The sequence below is a fragment of the Snodgrassella sp. CFCC 13594 genome, from assembly GCF_001590725.1.
In the GTDB taxonomy this organism is placed as follows: Bacteria; Pseudomonadota; Gammaproteobacteria; order Burkholderiales; family Neisseriaceae; genus Snodgrassella.
On sequence record NZ_LQXR01000009.1, the window covers coordinates 58,588 to 74,982 of the forward strand.

The 16,395-nt window shown below is 46.0% G+C and carries 15 protein-coding genes and 1 pseudogene; 8 read left to right on the forward strand and 8 right to left on the reverse strand.

What is annotated here, in order from left to right:
- The first annotated feature begins 75 nt into the window (after positions 1–75).
- Both A2F46_RS06920 and A2F46_RS06925 read left to right on the forward strand, forming a co-directional pair.
- Entirely contained in the window at positions 76–507 is a 432-nt protein-coding gene (locus A2F46_RS06920) for a hypothetical protein (protein ID WP_066568478.1), read from the forward strand.
- A 348-nt stretch (positions 508–855) separates the two neighbouring features.
- Positions 856–1,206 (forward strand): hypothetical protein, encoded by a 351-nt coding sequence (locus tag A2F46_RS06925; RefSeq protein WP_156471591.1) that lies wholly within the window; start codon positions 856–858, stop codon positions 1,204–1,206.
- 423 nt (positions 1,207–1,629) lie between these two features.
- Here A2F46_RS06925 and A2F46_RS06930 read toward each other — a convergent pair whose 3' ends face one another.
- Positions 1,630–2,019 (reverse strand): hypothetical protein, encoded by a 390-nt coding sequence (locus A2F46_RS06930; RefSeq protein ID WP_066568482.1) that lies wholly within the window; start codon positions 2,017–2,019, stop codon positions 1,630–1,632.
- A 478-nt stretch (positions 2,020–2,497) separates the two neighbouring features.
- On the opposite strand from A2F46_RS06930, the gene A2F46_RS06935 reads away from it, so the two are divergent.
- From A2F46_RS06935 to A2F46_RS06945, 3 genes are read left to right on the forward strand one after another with little or no spacing between them, the layout of a single operon-like run.
- A complete protein-coding gene (locus tag A2F46_RS06935; protein WP_156471592.1) occupies positions 2,498–2,704 on the forward strand; it encodes a hypothetical protein in 207 nt (68 codons plus the stop codon).
- A complete protein-coding gene (gene mobC, locus A2F46_RS06940; protein WP_066568488.1) occupies positions 2,692–3,087 on the forward strand; it encodes a plasmid mobilization relaxosome protein MobC in 396 nt (131 codons plus the stop codon). The genes A2F46_RS06935 and mobC overlap by 13 nt, the downstream gene beginning before the upstream one ends.
- Before the next feature lies 1 nt (position 3,088).
- Complete coding sequence (locus tag A2F46_RS06945; protein WP_066568491.1) at positions 3,089–4,597, forward strand: relaxase/mobilization nuclease domain-containing protein; 1,509 nt, start codon at positions 3,089–3,091, stop codon at positions 4,595–4,597.
- Positions 4,598–4,736: 139 nt separating this feature from the next.
- Here A2F46_RS06945 and A2F46_RS06950 read toward each other — a convergent pair whose 3' ends face one another.
- The 3 genes from A2F46_RS06950 to A2F46_RS06960 all read right to left on the reverse strand — a co-directional run bounded on the left by A2F46_RS06950 (position 4,737) and on the right by A2F46_RS06960 (position 7,487).
- Positions 4,737–6,098: a site-specific integrase gene (locus tag A2F46_RS06950; protein ID WP_066568497.1), complete on the reverse strand. Its 1,362-nt coding sequence runs from the start codon at positions 6,096–6,098 to the stop codon at positions 4,737–4,739.
- Positions 6,099–6,342: 244 nt separating this feature from the next.
- Positions 6,343–6,687: a hypothetical protein gene (locus A2F46_RS06955; RefSeq protein ID WP_066568499.1), complete on the reverse strand. Its 345-nt coding sequence runs from the start codon at positions 6,685–6,687 to the stop codon at positions 6,343–6,345.
- 8 nt (positions 6,688–6,695) lie between these two features.
- Positions 6,696–7,487, reverse strand: a complete 792-nt coding sequence (locus A2F46_RS06960) for a D-alanyl-D-alanine carboxypeptidase family protein (protein WP_066568501.1) — start codon at positions 7,485–7,487, stop codon at positions 6,696–6,698.
- Positions 7,488–7,663: 176 nt separating this feature from the next.
- Here A2F46_RS06960 and ilvA point away from each other — a divergent pair.
- Positions 7,664–9,195, forward strand: a pseudogene (gene ilvA / locus A2F46_RS06965) (threonine ammonia-lyase, biosynthetic).
- 240 nt (positions 9,196–9,435) lie between these two features.
- Here ilvA and hisC read toward each other — a convergent pair.
- The 4 genes from hisC to A2F46_RS06985 all read right to left on the reverse strand — a co-directional run bounded on the left by hisC (position 9,436) and on the right by A2F46_RS06985 (position 14,481).
- Positions 9,436–10,494: a histidinol-phosphate transaminase gene (gene hisC, locus A2F46_RS06970; RefSeq protein WP_066568504.1), complete on the reverse strand. Its 1,059-nt coding sequence runs from the start codon at positions 10,492–10,494 to the stop codon at positions 9,436–9,438.
- An 11-nt stretch (positions 10,495–10,505) separates the two neighbouring features.
- On the reverse strand, positions 10,506–11,495 hold the full coding sequence (locus A2F46_RS06975; RefSeq protein ID WP_066568506.1) for an alpha/beta hydrolase: 990 nt from the start codon (positions 11,493–11,495) through the stop codon (positions 10,506–10,508).
- 97 nt (positions 11,496–11,592) lie between these two features.
- Entirely contained in the window at positions 11,593–13,236 is a 1,644-nt protein-coding gene (locus tag A2F46_RS06980) for a SulP family inorganic anion transporter (RefSeq protein ID WP_197457589.1), read from the reverse strand.
- Between the two features lie 117 nt (positions 13,237–13,353).
- Positions 13,354–14,481, reverse strand: coding sequence for a 5-(carboxyamino)imidazole ribonucleotide synthase (locus A2F46_RS06985; protein WP_066568510.1), 1,128 nt, complete (start codon positions 14,479–14,481; stop codon positions 13,354–13,356).
- 535 nt (positions 14,482–15,016) lie between these two features.
- On the opposite strand from A2F46_RS06985, the gene phbB reads away from it, so the two are divergent.
- Both phbB and A2F46_RS06995 read left to right on the forward strand, forming a co-directional pair.
- The gene (phbB, locus tag A2F46_RS06990) at positions 15,017–15,766 is read left to right on the forward strand and encodes an acetoacetyl-CoA reductase (RefSeq protein ID WP_066568518.1); all 750 of its coding nucleotides are present in this window, start codon (positions 15,017–15,019) and stop codon (positions 15,764–15,766) included.
- 235 nt (positions 15,767–16,001) lie between these two features.
- Positions 16,002–16,343: a phasin family protein gene (locus tag A2F46_RS06995; RefSeq protein WP_197457590.1), complete on the forward strand. Its 342-nt coding sequence runs from the start codon at positions 16,002–16,004 to the stop codon at positions 16,341–16,343.
- Positions 16,344–16,395 lie beyond the last annotated feature (52 nt).

Below are 16,395 nucleotides of genomic sequence, written 5' to 3' on the forward strand. Positions count from 1 at the left end.
TTTGCATCTACGGAGTTTGCTTCACATATGAGCAGCGACGTATGAGTAGCTTGTGAACCAGCACATGGAGTGAAAATGTCAATTCAATGTCCCAAATGTGGAAGTGACCACATTCAATCAATCAGGGCCGTACTTCAATCAGGAACAACTTACAGCACAGGTTCTGTTGTTGGTGTAGGTGTTGGAACTAGTGGAGCTGGCACTTTTGGAGGCACTACTTCCAACACCAGCCAAACTACATTGGCTGCACGATTTTCCCCACCCAAAAAACCAAAGAAGTTGGAAATTATTGCTGGTGCAATAATGTCGCTAGCTACAAGTCCTTGGCTATTCAGCAAAAGTCCACTCATGGCAATTACCATTGGTATTATCCTTTGGTGGCTTTGGGAAATTCGTGCTTACAAGAAGCGAGACAAAATCTATAAGGAGCAATATCCGATTTGGAAGAACATGCAGGACTATGGTTATTACTGCCATCGGTGTGGAAATGCTTTTCCAGTAAAGTGAGCATCGCAAAAATATAAAGCCACTCGTTGAGTGGCTTTTTTTGTTCATAAAAAAAGCCCCATTGCTGGGGCTTGATTTTTTCTTGAATTCTGCTTTATTGAATATTGTCTAGATAAACATAAGGAGAATTCAATGTCTAACATTATCAATTGAAACAATAAAAATCAAAATGTCAACAACTCAAATCAAGAATTTGACTATTTTTCTCTCAACAAACGAGTATTTAGTGAGCTTGTTCTAACAAGTAGACCGAAGCTCATTCTCTATCAAATAATCTCCTATCTTGCTTGCACATGCACCTATAAAAATGGGTTCGTTGGAATTCATAGTGAGATTAAACAAGCAACCTTGTGCGAAGCACTAGGAATAGATAGAAGAGATATAGCAGGATACTTAAAGCAGCTTGAAGCTATGAGGCTCATTAAGGTCTTCAACACAAGCCCATTAGTTCTACAAGTGCTAGAAGTTCCACAGGCACCCCAAATAAACGACATTAAGGGGCTATTGCTCTATGCACTTACTAACCCACAGCAATTCAATTTTCATAGAAATTTGAAGAGAAAAGCAGCATTCTTTGAGACATTCAAAGAATACAACTCTCAAATTCTTGTTGAAAAAATGAAGAAAGCAGAGGTCCCAGAGGATCACCAAACAACAGAGCAAGAACCAGACGACTACGATCCATTTGGCTTTAAATAATAATCCCCGAAAGGGGATTTTTTTGACCACATAGAAGTAAAGCACTTACAAGTCAACGACCCAAAAACTCAACCCGACAAGTCAACCCGACACTAGAAGTCTTTATTAACAAGCCTTTAGATTATGCCGTCCAGCACACTCAACCCGACAACCTATTTATTCAACCCGACACCCGCACCCTTATCAATCAGCACTTCAGAGAAAACCTACCGACAGTTTTCGCATGTTTGATAAAGAATGTTTGACTTTTCGCACCCTATATCAATCATTCCTTCTCATATTAATGATCATTCATAAGAAGAATAAAGAATAAATTTCCCTGCGCCAAAAAATTCCCACAGTCCAAATAGAAAAGTTACTCATTGAGTAGCTTTTTTTATTCCAGGAGGACCCAGACGAGCTGGTCCATTTTCACTATCGTGATCAGCCAGCAGAAGAATTCCAAGCAAATTGATCAACAGGTTCTTGTTCTGTCTGCTGATCATGCTTTTCGACTTCGCAATTTAATTTAATCAACTCAATCATGGTGGCTTCAATTTCTTTTCCACAGTAAGCAGAAAGTTGAACAAGTTCTTCATAAACCTGATCACCAAGAATTTTCTTCAAAATGGTGAGCTTTTGCTTTTTGTCTTTTTCAATGAAGACATCCACCGCACTTCTAACGACCAACGACATATTTGAATTATTTGATTCAATGTGTTCTTTACTCAAATACTCAACCTGGTCATTTCTCAAAAATACAGAAATCTTCACATGATCTTTTTCAAACTTGCTTTTTTCTTTGGTGCTCTTTTCTTGTTCTAGTTCTTCCATAAATTCTCCTTGAATGTTATTTCATAATAACAACTCAAAAAGAGCAAACAAGGATAAGAAGCTATCGACCTCGGATTTAATCGGATTGGGTCTTGTGTCTTCGACACCCTTCAAAAAAGTCTAGTCAATCAATCGGATTAAATCTTATTAGGCAAATCATATTTAATCAGACAACAACCAACCACTTTAAAAGCAAGCAGATTAAATCAGATTGCCCATTCTTGCTTGTCTTCTCTAATCTGATTGGTTGGTATTACATAAAATTTTCTGCCTTTTTCCTTGTCTTCTTCAATCTGATTGCTATCGAATTTCACTCAGATCGTGGACATTTCATTTCTATTTCGTAAGATTAATACATATAAAGCAAGGCCAATTTTTCCAGACGAAACTTTCGGCTATTTCATAGCCTCGTTTCTGGAAAAATCCCTTGCTAGGGCTATGCCCTAGAACCCTTATAAAAACAACTACGGAGAAGAAAATGACATTGACAGGAAAAGATAAAGAAATATATGAACACCTATTGAAAGACTTAAGATCAACAGGTGGGAAAATCGGCAAAAGACAAATTTTGAAGCAGTTTGATTGCCTGTATTCAAAATGGTTTTCTAGTCAGGTTAACACTCAAGAGCTTAGAAAGGATTTTGAGAAACAGATAGATATTGAGGAAAGAAAATGGCAACATTAAAAACACACCCAGGTCGAACCAATGACGATCACAAGTTCAAGCGAGATACACGATTCGAAATCAGACTTTCAGAGATCGAATATGAGGCCCTTGTAGCCCAATGGCACAAATCAGGTAAGCACAATTCTATGGCCCGTTATGCTCGTGCCTGCATTTTTGGTGAAGAGGACAAGATAGAAATTCACATCAACCAGAAAAAGCAAGCCGGGATTGATCGTCTCAAGGTGCAAGGTGCCCTTGGCAAAATTGGCTCCAATTTCAATCAGCTTGCCAAGCAGTTGAATTCGAAATATGACTTCATCACTGCCAAGACCTTGATCGCTGAAATGGAAAAAATCAGGATTGAACTTGAAAAGATTTCCAATCTGAACGACGGAGAATGAAATGCTCCATGTCCGAATGAAACATGGCAAGGGAGATCCACAGAAAGCCGCTGATTACCTTTTGAGTGACAAAGACCACACCGGCAAGTCTCGCTCTGTCAAACCTGAAATTCTAGATGGTGATCCGAACAATGTCGCCAAGATTGCCAGCATGACCACCAGAGCCCACAAGTATGCAACTGGGGCCTTGGCCTTCCGTGACACAGAAAAGCCCACCCTGGCCCAGCAGCAGGCCGTTATGAGGGACTTTGAAGCCACCTTCCTTCCAGGTCTTGAGAAGGACAAGAACTATGCGATTGCATGGGTTGCCCATTGTGACAAGGGCAATCTTGAATTGAACTACTTTCTTGCTACTACTGAGCTAACCACTGGAAAGCAGTTGAACCCTTTTCCACCAGGCACCCTTCAACATGAGTTCAATGATGCTTGGGTTCAGAACACCAATCAACAACTTGGCTACGACCAAGTCGTCACTGATCCGCTGAAAATCTCTCGCTCAAAATTTGAACAGAAGATTCTTCCACTTAAAGAAGCCACTGCCGAAATCTGTCAGCAGGCAAAATCACACAAAGAGATCAGGGACAACCTAGAAGAGATTTTCAAGTCAGCCATTGAACACGATGAGATCAAGAGCCGCCAAGAGATTATTGACTTGCTCAAAGAGCATGGTGATATAACCAGAGTCGGCAACGATTACATTTCATTCAAGCCAGAAAGTGAAGCAAAAGCCATTCGCTTGAAAGGCCCCGTTTTTGAAGAAGGGGCAGACTATAAAGAATTGAAAGAGAAGTCCAAGGAATATCAGCTATCCAAGCAGCAGCCCAAGGACTTGACTCAAGAGCAGTTCAAGCAGAATAAGGAAAAGATTGATCGTTTGAAAAACTCTCGCCTTGAATACTTCAAGAAGCAATATCAGCAGAAGGAGAAGAAGGTTCGCACCTTTGGCCCAAAGTCCATGCAGGCTAAAAAGCCTGCTTCTCCAAAATCAGCACCACAACCGCAGCAGCAACCAGACGGACAGCCGGAGGATGCTATGGCTGCAATGAAAAGAATGATGGAAGAAGTCAGGCAGGAAAATCAGGAATCATTGAAGAAGCAGGAATCACTTGAGAAGTTGGATAACAAAAAGCAGGAAGCCGCCAAGCCTCAAGATCCTATCGTGGTGAAGTCCAACAGCAGCAAGCAGGCCCAACCTACCAGGAACGACCACAAGCCCGCTATAGCCTCGTTTGGGCAGGTTGCCACAGGTTCAAGAGCGGCATTCTTCACTATCCAGATTAATCATGTGCTGGCTTCCAAGCATTCATTGGAAATGCAGATCGGCAGTTTGAGCATGTTCAAGCTATCCGACATAGTGAAGAAGCAGGAGTTAATGCGACAAATTTACTTGTTGCAGCAGCAGATTGAAGTCTTGAAGGCACAGCAGGAACAGGCAGCAACCGCCGAGCTTATCCAGCAGCAGGCAGCCCGCTACAAGAACACCACCACACCTAAGCCGAAATGGGTTTGATCCCTGCCGGTGGCTCCTACTTCATTTGGCCTTGCCAAATAAAGTAGGTCGAAAAAAAAGCACCTCACTATGGAGGTGCCGCTAGGCTGGCTGTTTGGACCGCTTCGTCGGGTCCTTCCGAGATATTCAAGAAGGCCGTTTACTTCCTTGTTGGCAATTTGATAGGGCTATACCTCTTGGTGGTCTGTTTATTGCTATGGCCGACTGACTTCATGATTTGTTCTTGACTACTCAGGCCAGAAGGAGGCAATTCACTGATATGGTTCTTTTCTAAGGTGCGGACATTCTCAATGCCCAATAACTCACTAATGAGAATGGAGAAATTTGCTCCGTCCATTCCTGTGATCTGTCCGATATTGAAAACAAGATTGCTGATTGCCTCACGACGGAAGAAATGGAAACGGAATTTGTCCAGCTTGTGCCGCTCAATGAACTTATCAAACGAGCCGGAGAAGCCCAGCAGGGTATAGGTGAACAACCTAGGGTCATTGTCCCTCTTGGGGATGGCTTCCAAAATTTGGCGAGCTTCCTTGGTGACAACTACTTTCCTAGGTTTACCCGACTTCGTTTGATAAAGCTGGATATAGTTTTCGTCCAAATGGACTTGTTCCCATGTGAGCGGCACAACCTCACTACGACGAAAGCCACAATGATAGGCAAGCAATGAAATTTGTTTCAATTCTGGATTTGAGTATTCATCCAAAGCCTTGAATAAGGTTTCTTTTTCTTCATTGCTCAGGCGATAAACATTTTTTGGATCTCGGTTTTTGAGTAGTTCTTTATCATAGTCAGCAACAGGATTGCGAAGTCCTTTGAATTTTGCTTCTTGGTGCCGCAGGTTATTAAACAGCTTTTTGATAAACGACAGTTCACGAGAGACAGAAATCTTGGAGACATTGCGGCCCAGTCCTTTCTTTCTGTTGCCAGTCATGGCAGGGGTGGCAAGTCGTTCCTTGATATAGTCGTTAACTTCAATGTAGGTGATTTGCTCAGGCTTGAAACTGCCAAATGGTTTCTTTTCACCATTGGAAATTGCCTTCTGTGCCATTTGAGCAATCAAGCCACCCACCTGCAACAAAGGGGCGGCAATCTCGTTATGACGGTCAGGAATGGGTGTATTTTCAATCGTCTTGAAAAATGACAAGACACTGACTCGATTTCTTCGCTTCAAGTCGTCGCCCTCCGGTGCCTCTGGCACATACTGGGCAATGTATTGCTTGATATAGAAGGACAAGGGGGGACTTGCCAGCAGTTCAGCAATCTGCTTGGCTTTTTCGTCCCGATCAAGTTCAATCTTGTTCAGGGCTTGCCGCCCTATGTTGGACTGGCAGGTAGCAAGGAAGTCCTTGGCCTCTTCCAAGGTGTCAAACAGACGGTCTACCTTGAGAGGGCTACCATTGACATTCCTGCTCATACGAACCCGGAAGGCGACCTGTCGGCCCTTGGCCTTGGTCTTGTTCTTCCAGACAACTTGGGTGATACCACGAGGCAATGCAGACACTTCTAGGCTCCTTCACAGCACCCAACAGCCAGCTAGGTCATGGGTGTTCTTTGGCAAAATTTTGCCAAATTTTAGCGTGGATCAGCCCTTTTTGCCAAGAAAGCAGAAGCCATCCAAAGGGTAAAACTTATGGAAAATCAACGAGATAAGAAATTTGAGACGATAGTTTTAGGGGGTGGCTGTTTCTGGTGCCTTGAAACGGTTTTTTATCAATCAAACCAACAAAACCAATCAATACAAACCACTACGAAAACAGCGATTTGATGCGCATCACCACGCCATCCCAAGTGCGCCCCAACCAACCTGCTTCAGCCACATCAACCAAGGCCACAACATTTTTTTGTGCCACCAGCCTAGTGCCATCATATAGTTTTAACGTGCCTAAGTTTTGCCCTTTGCGTATTGGCGCCACCACTGGCTGTACCATTTCCAATACAGGCCTCAGTTGTTTGGCACTACCACTGGGCACCGTCACATAGGCTGCCTGCAAAAAACCAACAGGCACGCTGTGACTCGACCCTTTATAAACCTTCGCATCTGACACGGCCGCTTGCGCCGCATACAATTGAGTGGTTTCAAAAGCCTGCAAACCCCAGTTCAGCAGCTTGCTGCCTTCGGCTGCCCGCGCCTCAGGCTCTCGGTTCCCATGGCAATGGCCACCACCAACCGGCCATTGCGATTACTACTGGCCACCAAATTATAACCACCAGTGAGCGTGTACCCTACCGCCAATCCACGCACACTGGCATCGCGAAACAACAATAAATTGCGATTGGGCTGGCTAATGCCATTATAGCTGAAACTTTTCTGTGCAAACCAAGCGCCATATTGTGGAAAGTCACGCAGCAAAGCTTGGGTTAATACCAGCAAATCGGCCACCGTGGTGTACTGTTTTTCATCTGCCACACCTGTGCTATTGGCATAATGAGTTTGATCCATGCCCAGACGTTGTGCCATCTGGTTCATCATCGTCACAAATCCAGCCTCACTCCCACCCACCGCCTCGGCCACCGTAATGGTCGCGTCATTACCAGAAACCACCAACATGCCTTGCAACACAGATTTGGCCGGCAAAGGCTTTTTGGGCTGCATAAAAATGCGCGTACCCGCTGCTTTCCAGCCTGATTCTGATACTGTTAACGGCTGCTCTAAAGACAATTTACCCGTTTGAATGGCCTGAAACGCCAAATAGGCGCCCATCAGTTTCACCAAAGCGCCAGGCTCCACACGATCATGCAGCCCTCGATCGGCCAAAATTTGCCCACTTTGCGCATCGGCCACCGCATAGGCACTACCGGTCACCCCAGGAACTGGGGTTTGTGCCCAACTCAATATCGGCCACACCAAGCACAATAACGCCAAACCAATGATTTTTTTAAGCTGCACCATGCCGAAACCAACCTCAAGGCAAACCCTCTGCCTGTAGTAAAAGAAAACGCGTTATTATAGGCGCACTCAAACGCCTGACACAGCGTTTAACTGGATTTTGCTTGCGTTCAGCCAGCCTGCGCGCTATCTTAAAAACTTTTCCGCTACGCAAAATTCTATTTATTTCAAATACCATCATGAATAACCACAACGACTACCTAACCCGCATCCTCACTGCTTCGGTGTACGATGTAGCTGAAGAAACCCCGCTCGACTACGCGCACAATCTGTCCGACCGCCTGAACAACAAAATTTGGATCAAACGCGAAGATCTGCAACCGGTCTTTTCTTTCAAGATTCGCGGTGCCTACAACATGATGGCCAAGCTGCCTGAAGCTGCATTGAAAAAAGGCGTGATTACCGCTTCTGCCGGCAATCATGCACAAGGGGTCGCGTTATCTGCACAAAAACTCGGTTGCCAAGCCACAATTGTCATGCCCAAGACCACACCACAAATCAAAGTGGATGCCGTAAAAAAACGCGGTGGTCATGTGGTGTTAGCGGGAGAATCCTATAACGACGCGTATGACCATGCCATGAAATTGGTCGCCGAAAGCGGACTCACTTATATTCCACCGTTTGATGCGCCAGATGTGATTGCGGGCCAAGGCACAATCGGCATGGAAATCGTACGTCAACACCCAAAGCCCATTGATGCAGTATTTGTCGCGATTGGTGGTGGCGGATTGGCCGCTGGCGTAGCCGCTTTCATTAAAAATGTACGCCCCGACATCAAAGTCATCGGCGTCGAAACCGATGATGCTTGCGCCATGAAGCAATCTATTGCCGCAGGCAAACGAGTCACGCTCAAAGATGTGGCTTATTTGCCGATGGCACTGCGGTGAAGCTGGTGGGTGAAGAAACCTTTGCGCTCTGCCGCGACTTACTCGACGATATTGTGATTGTCGACACCGATGCCATTTGTTCTGCTATTAAGGATATTTTCGACGATACCCGCAGCATCACCGAACCTTCTGGCGCCTTGGCATTGGCAGGTCTGAAAGCCTATATCGCCGAGCATCATTGTAAAGGACAAACCTTAGTGGCGGTCGCCAGCGGCGCCAACATGAATTTCCACCGTTTGCGACACGTGTCTGAGCGCTCTGAAATCACCGAAGGTCAAGAAGGTATTTTTGCGGTCACAATTCCAGAGCAGCCTGGTAGCTTCCGCCGCTTTATTGATGTACTTGGCAGCCGCAACATCACCGAATTCAATTACCGCTATGGTAACGACAAACAAGCACACATCTTTGTGGGCATTCAAACCAGCGGCCCAGCAGATTTAAAACACATCGCACAAGAATTAAATAGTGCGGCCTTACCCGCTTTGGATTTAACCCACAACGAAATCGCCAAAATCCACATTCGCTACATGGTGGGTGGACGCACCAACCAAGTCCCCAATGAACGTTTGGTTAGCTTTGAATTTCCAGAGCGACCAGGGGCGCTGGGGCTGTTTTTGAACAATATGCAGTCTGACTGGAACATCACCCTCTTTCACTATCGCAATCATGGCGCCGACTTCGGCCGTGTACTGGTGGGGGTTGATGTGCCATCCGCAGACCTTCACGCTTTTGAAAATTTCTTAGATCATGTGGGCTATGCTTACCAAGACCAAACCGATAACGCTGCGTACAAATTGTTTTTAAGCCAAGCATCGGTTGCCTGAAAAAGCAAAATTTACATCGCAATCATAAAGAAAAAAGCAAGCCTTTACGCTTGCTTTTTTCTTGCCATCTTCCTTTAAAATAATTGTACTTCGTCGCCGCATCAGACTATGTGCATCCCCATATCCGCCATTACTTGGCATGCTTGCACGTTGATTCAGCAAAAATGGCGACTATATTGTCGACACAACAGTACAAATCCATACAATCCGTCAAGCCAAGATGCAGATCCGCCCCATGCCTCAAGCCAACAAAGACGTCAATACCGAAATTAACCGAGACTGTTGTGTTTCCGTACCAATGCTGATGCGCAAAAACTGATTAATCCGCGATTGGCTGAAGTGGCGCACGATCACGCCTTGTTGGCGCAAGCCTGTGCTGATGGCTGCGGCATCGCGTTGTGGATGGCGGGCAAACACAAAATTGGCAAACGAAGGCAGCACTTCAAAGCCAAGCGCTTGCAACGCTTGTGTTAATGTTGCGCGATTCGCCATGACTTGTTGGCACGTACAGCGAAAATAATCCTCATCTTCAAATGCCGCCGCGGCGCCAGCTTGTGCCACGCGGTCGAGTGGATACGAATTAAAGCTGTTTTTAACGCGCTCTAAGCCTTCAATCAAATCGGCTTGACCCAACGCCAATCCCACCCGCATGCCCGCCAAAGAACGTGATTTAGACAAGGTTTGCGTGACCAACAAGTTCGGGTAGGTTTGAATCAAGTTCACCGCCGAGTCCCCGCCAAAATCAATATAGGCTTCATCCACCAACACCACACTGTGGGGATTGGCTTGCACTATCTGTTCGATTTGCGCCAGGCCCAACAAACAGCCAGTGGGCGCATTGGGATTGGGGAAAATAATGCCATCATTTGGCTGGGTGTAGTCGCTGGGGCGAATACAAAAATATTCATCTAGCGGCACGGTCTGATGCGCCACCCCATAAAGCTGACAGTAAACAGGGTAAAAACTATAGGTCACATCTGGAAACAATACGCGTTGTTTACCTTGAAAGAAAGCCGCAAAAGCATGCGCCAATACTTCATCCGAGCCATTGCCCACAAACACTTGGTTTTTTTGCACACCATAATAATTAGCTATGGTTTGCTTGAGCGCATCGGCATTGGGATCAGGATACAGGCGTAAATCATCATTGATTTTTTTTTGCATCGCCTCCAATGCTTTTGGTGATGGGCCAAAAGGATTTTCATTGGTATTTAATTTCGTGAGATTGCTGATTTTCGGCTGTTCGCCAGGCACATAAGGCACCAGCCGCTGCACCGCTTCACTCCAATATTGACTCATTTTTTACTCGATTAGGGATTGTCTACCGTGGATACCATATCATCCACGCCTTCAAAACGTGTATTTAAAAAATCATGTATTAAACCATAGGCTGCCTGAACCTCTTCGATACACAAGTCTTCCATGTTCAAGAAAGCATGTATTAACGATTCAAAACAATGGTACTCAACCGGTACACCGGCCGCTTCCAGCTTCTGTGCGTAAGCTGCGCCTTCGTCCCTCAATGGATCATAGCCAGCGGTAAGCACCAGTGTAGGTACATGATTCATGTTTACAGGAGCATGCAGACTGGAAGCGGCGCAATAATCCTCGCCATGCTGAAAATAATTTTCGAAATACCAGCGTATCGTTTCCGCCGTCAGCATATAGCCACAACCCAAGGACTGTATTGATGGACTGCTCATGCAAAAATCCACACTGGGATAAATCAACACCAATGCCGTGATCGCTAAATCAACATCGGTTTGCGCTCGCAAAGCCACCACGCTGGCCAATGCGCCGCCGGCTGAATCACCACCAACAGCAATCCGATTGATGAACTTCAAATGATTTTGCTGCAATACTGCACGTACACCACGCACCACGGTCAAGGCGTCGGTTTCACCTGCCGGGTAAGGGCACTCTGGCGCCAACCGATACTCAGGCGCCACCACAATATGCCGTGACTGCACCGCCAAACGCCGCAAAATACCATCGTAAACGCTGACACTGCCACACATTCCACCACCGCCATGCAAATACACCCATATCGGCAAATCCTGTTGTGGCTCTGGATGATAAATGCGTACAGGGACGTTATAGCCACCCATAGTTGCAGACACCGTATCATCTTGTATGCAAGCAACCGCAACCGTTTGCGTCACAAAACGAGAGGTTAGTCCGGCCAATGCTTCACGCGCATTGATGGGATTGCGCTTAAAACCTTGAGCCATCAAGGCGGGAGTCAATACCTGATTGAGGTGGTCCAAAAACAATTGGATACGAGGTGCAACCGACTTCATCGCCCACTCCTTATCACTAAAGCATCCTATGTCATTGCATATTACGGTGTTTCAGGCAGCCTAAAACCAAGCTCAGGGACATCCGCAATGTGCTTGATTACGCGTGCTGTTGCTGCTGCCACTTTTGTACCATGTCGTCCACACTAAGTGGATTTAGCTGGTCTGGCAACAAATAAGGCAAGTGGGCCTGTATCAATACGGTTTGCGCCTGTTGGTGCAAACGACACAAATACAGCGTCAAGCCTTGTTGGTGCAGCTGCCACGCCAACTGACCTAAGGCCTCAATGCTGGTGCCATCCAAATCAGGCACTTCTTCCATACTCAACACCACCGCAGCCAAGTCCTGTTGCCGCGCCACAAAATGCGTTTGTGCTTGAATCTGCTTCATCATCGGTTCGGCATTGGCAAAAAACAACGGCTCATCCAAGCGTAAAATCAATAACCTTGGTACAGGCGCTGCCGCAGCAAAACGCCGCACCGCCACGTAATCATGACCCTCACCCAAACGCCCGAGAATAGATAATCGCGGCTGTGCAAAATGCACCAACGTCAACACCACGCTCATCCCCACCGCCAGAAGCAAACCATTGAGAACACCCAACACCACCACCCCAATGAACGACAGCAAGACCAGCAACCGGTCGCGCCGCCACCGGAAATAAGGACGCACCGGCCGCCAACTCAAACCCTTACTCACCGCATGGATGACAATTGCGGCCAACACCGCCTCTGGGATACGACCCACATACGGCAGTAAGTACAACAAAGCAAACATCAACACCAGCCAAGCAGTCCATGTTGCCCATTTGCTTTGTGCACCAGCCACCGCATTGGCTCCTGTGGCCGAAAATCCAGCCCCCACAGGCAGCCCGCCAGCCAATCCTGAAGACACATTGCTCAGCCCCAATGCCCACAAATCCCGATTGGGTGCAGTGACAACACCTCGACGCAAAGCATAGGTGTGAATGCTGCTGTAGGATTCCGCATAAATCATCATGGCCAACGCAAAACTCAATTGCAGCAACACGAACCAATTAACATCAGTTAAAACCGACCAATCTGGCAGCGACCCAGACAAACCGATGCGCCCTACTTCAGCCACACCCATACTGGGCAAAGGCCAAATCAGCCCCAGCAACAACGCCAACACAATCACCCATAACGCCACAGGTTGCCTGCGCGATCGCCAACAACACAAAATTAGCAACGCCAAACCACCCATCACCAAGCTGGGCCACTGCCATAATGACCACTGCTGAGCCAATTTAACGACGGCCTGCCAATCTGACGCGGCCGCAGGCAGTCCTACTAGCTTGGGTAATTGGGTGAACGTAATCACCACCGCCAAACCCAAGCTAACGCCACGCAAAACCGGTTTGGCAATAAAATCGGCAATGGTCCCTAACCGCAATAAGGCAGCCAACACAAACCACCCACCAGCCAATACCACCAGTAATGCAGCCAATACCACCCGATCACCAGACCCTGACCACTGGGCCAACGTCATCAGTGCCGCGGCAAGCACCACGGCCGAAGATGAGGTCGCAGAAACCACAGCAACACCACTACTGCCGAGCAAGCCATAGACCAGCAACCCACAAAACAAACCAATCAAACCGGCTTGAGCGGGTAATTCAGCCAGGCTGGCGTACGCTACCGCTTCCGGAATCAACAAACCGATGAGCGATAAACCCGCCAACATATCAGCACGTAAATCAGGGGATTTTGGCAATGTACACATGGCCTGCATCCATTTTAAAAGCACCCAAATACCAATCTCATTATTCATTCACTGGTTGGATGGCTTCAGGCAGCCCAAAGGCTGCCTGAACAGTACAGCACGGCAGCCTCTTTGCATTCATCCAGCCAATTTTTTATGCAGTAAAACCGCTTGCTGCCAAGCCGTGTCAGCATCATCAGCCAATACCGTAAAATGCCCCATCTTGCGGCCATGCCGAGCAGTTTTTTTACCATAAAGATGCAAATGCGTTTGAGGTTGCTCCAATACTGCGAGCCAATTAGGCTCACCTTTATCGGGCCACACATCACCCAAAATATTGGCCATACAACAAGGTGAAAGCAAGTCAGTTGTAGCAGGCGGCAAACCACACATCATGCGCACTTGCTGTTGGAACTGATCGCTGGCGCACGCAGCCAATGTGTAGTGACCTGAGTTATGCGGGCGCGGTGCCATCTCATTCACCACCAATTGGGCCTCATCGCCCACCACAAACATTTCTACAGCCAACACCCCCACATAATCCAGTTCATCGGCCAAGCGTGTGGCCAACTGTTTGGCTTGTCGCTGTAAAGTTTCGGATAGCCGAGCAGGTACCACTGAATAGGCCAAGATGCCATTTTCATGTTGATTTTCAGAAGGCGGAAAGCAGGCCGACTGCTGATGGTTTAACCGCGCCACCACTACCGAAATTTCCGCGCGCAAATCCAGCATTTTTTCTAAAACACAGCGAACACCCTGTAAAGAGGCAAACGCTGTACGCAACTCCATTAAAGTATCTACTCGCACCTGCCCTTTGCCGTCATACCCTAACGTAGCTGTTTTTAAAATACCGGGTAACAGATCGGCACAGCATTCTTGGATGTCTTCTGCTGATCGGATAACACAATAGGGTGCAGTGGGCAATCCAGCCTTGTGTATCCATGCCTTTTCCTGCTCACGGTCTTGGGCAATGGCCACACAATCACCAGAAGGTGATACTCGCGTATTTTCAGCCAGCTGACGCATGGCATCGGCATTGACATTTTCAAATTCAGTGGTTACCGCAGCACATTGAGCCAATGTCAACAATGCCGAAGCATCATCAAATTTCGCACATAAATGCACATCTGCAAAGGCCGCCGCTGGTGCTAAAGAATCAGGATCCAACACAGTGACCCGATATCCCATGGTTTTCGCTGCCACGGTAAACATGGCGCCCAATTGCCCACCGCCCAAAATACCCAACATGGCCGGCGGCTGTATCATTCTTTCTGATTGCTTCACTGTAACTCATACCTTAATCTGGATTACATAATTGTACGCGAATTTAAATCCAATTGGTCTTGGTGCGACTTTTAAGCCATTTTTACCTACTGAAAAGTGGGCACCTTTATTTTTCTCAATGTAATATTTTCATGTTTCAGTGCAACAAATTGAGATGATTTTTAATCGGAATATATTGCTTAGCAGCACAACCATACCGCACATCAACAGCAACTTCACTTACAAATATAAAAATTAGTCATACATTATTTCAAAATCATGCATAAATTAGAATATTAACACTACAAAATTAATACCGTTTTTTTTGGATTCTGCTGTGCAAAATGAACCAATTTCATTTCTCCGCACCATCAAGCATACTTCTGCGTCTTCGTTAACTGGCATTTTGCATGACTTTATCTATACTGGACCCCAGTTGTTAATTAAGGTTGGCCAGCACCACAGCCATGACCCTTGCTAAGACTCACTACGGGCAGGCGGCCGTGCGCGTCATACCCAACACCACAAGGAGAAATGCATGCTTGATTACCGCAAAATCGCTTTGGTTACTGGCGCCTTAGGTGGTATTGGCACAGCCATTTGTCGACAATTGATCCAGCACCAATACAAAATTATCGCTGTATTGACACCCAGCGATGAAAATCGAGAAGAAAAATGGTTGCAAACTGAAGCAATCCACCCCCAAGACATCCGTTTTTTGGCCGTAGACATCAATGACCACCAAGCGGTTATCGAGGGTATTGAGCATGCACTTGATACGGAGGGTCGTATTGATTTACTGGTCAACAATGCTGGAATCACACAAGATAGTGCCTTTAAAAAAATGAGCTACGCACAGTGGTGTGCGGTTTTGGATACCAATCTACGGTCCCTCTACAGCATTACTCATCCTGTATTTCTACGCATGCTGGCACAAAATGATGGTCGTATTATTAACATTACCTCTGTCAATGGTCTAAGAGGGCAATTTGGCCAAACCAACTATTCTGCAGCCAAAGCGGGCATGATCGGCTTCACTAAAGCATTGGCTTTAGAAGGAGCGCGCAATCGAGTATGCGTGAATGCCATTGCCCCAGGCTATACAGCCACACCCATGGTAAATGCCATGAAGGTCGAGGTATTGGATGGAATCAAACAACAAATACCATTAAATCGTCTCGCCTTGCCTGAAGAAATTGCCGCAGCCGTAGTATTTCTGGCATCGGATCACAGCGGCTATATTACCGGTGAAACACTATCCATCAACGGCGGCTTACACATGCATTAATTATTCATCACAACCTTTGGATGTTCATATTTAAACATCCTATTAAAATCGAAATAGAAATCATACTATACTGTTTCATTTATTAATTTTTATAGAATATTTACACTATTATATTGCATGGAAATACTTTTCATGAAAGAATCCATTCATGCAAAGCGACATACCCAAACAATCATACTACCCGTCCATAACCTGCACCATTCGATGACTTAATCCGCATGAGGAGAACAAAATAATGTATACCGATATTTTCAAAACTTTGAATGAGCAATCTCAAAATACATTTGAACCAATGGTTAAGTTCAATCAATTAGTGGCAAAAAATTTTTCTGAATTGACTAATCTTCAATTGGATTCCGCTCGCCAATATGCCGATATTGGTTTGGCTCAATTACACTTGAATAGCCAAGTTAAAGACATCCAATCCTTAATCAGCAGCGGTACCAAACAAATGGAAACCATGACCCGCATTAGCCAACAAATGATTGAAGATGGGAAAAAATTAGCGGCTTTAACCAATGATTTCAAATCTGAATTGGATAAACTGGTGGTCGAGAATATGGACAAAAAGAAATAATTTTTGTTCTTTATGAAACACGACTATTAGCCAGCAGTTAAATATCAAATCA

Bases quoted from the DNA above. Each gene is read 5' to 3' on its own strand.
- A2F46_RS06920 (WP_066568478.1), top strand. From the start codon at position 76: ATGTCAATTCAATGTCCCAAATGTGGAAGTGACCACATTCAATCAATC.
- A2F46_RS06930 (WP_066568482.1), bottom strand. From the start codon at position 2,019: ATGGAAGAACTAGAACAAGAAAAGAGCACCAAAGAAAAAAGCAAGTTT.
- A2F46_RS06935 (WP_156471592.1), top strand. From the start codon at position 2,498: ATGACATTGACAGGAAAAGATAAAGAAATATATGAACACCTATTGAAA.
- mobC (WP_066568488.1), top strand. From the start codon at position 2,692: ATGGCAACATTAAAAACACACCCAGGTCGAACCAATGACGATCACAAG.
- A2F46_RS06945 (WP_066568491.1), top strand. From the start codon at position 3,089: ATGCTCCATGTCCGAATGAAACATGGCAAGGGAGATCCACAGAAAGCC.
- A2F46_RS06960 (WP_066568501.1), bottom strand. From the start codon at position 7,487: ATGGTGCAGCTTAAAAAAATCATTGGTTTGGCGTTATTGTGCTTGGTG.
- hisC (WP_066568504.1), bottom strand. From the start codon at position 10,494: ATGAGTCAATATTGGAGTGAAGCGGTGCAGCGGCTGGTGCCTTATGTG.
- A2F46_RS06975 (WP_066568506.1), bottom strand. From the start codon at position 11,495: ATGAAGTCGGTTGCACCTCGTATCCAATTGTTTTTGGACCACCTCAAT.
- A2F46_RS06980 (WP_197457589.1), bottom strand. From the start codon at position 13,236: ATGTGTACATTGCCAAAATCCCCTGATTTACGTGCTGATATGTTGGCG.
- A2F46_RS06985 (WP_066568510.1), bottom strand. From the start codon at position 14,481: ATGATACAGCCGCCGGCCATGTTGGGTATTTTGGGCGGTGGGCAATTG.
- phbB (WP_066568518.1), top strand. From the start codon at position 15,017: ATGCTTGATTACCGCAAAATCGCTTTGGTTACTGGCGCCTTAGGTGGT.
- A2F46_RS06995 (WP_197457590.1), top strand. From the start codon at position 16,002: ATGTATACCGATATTTTCAAAACTTTGAATGAGCAATCTCAAAATACA.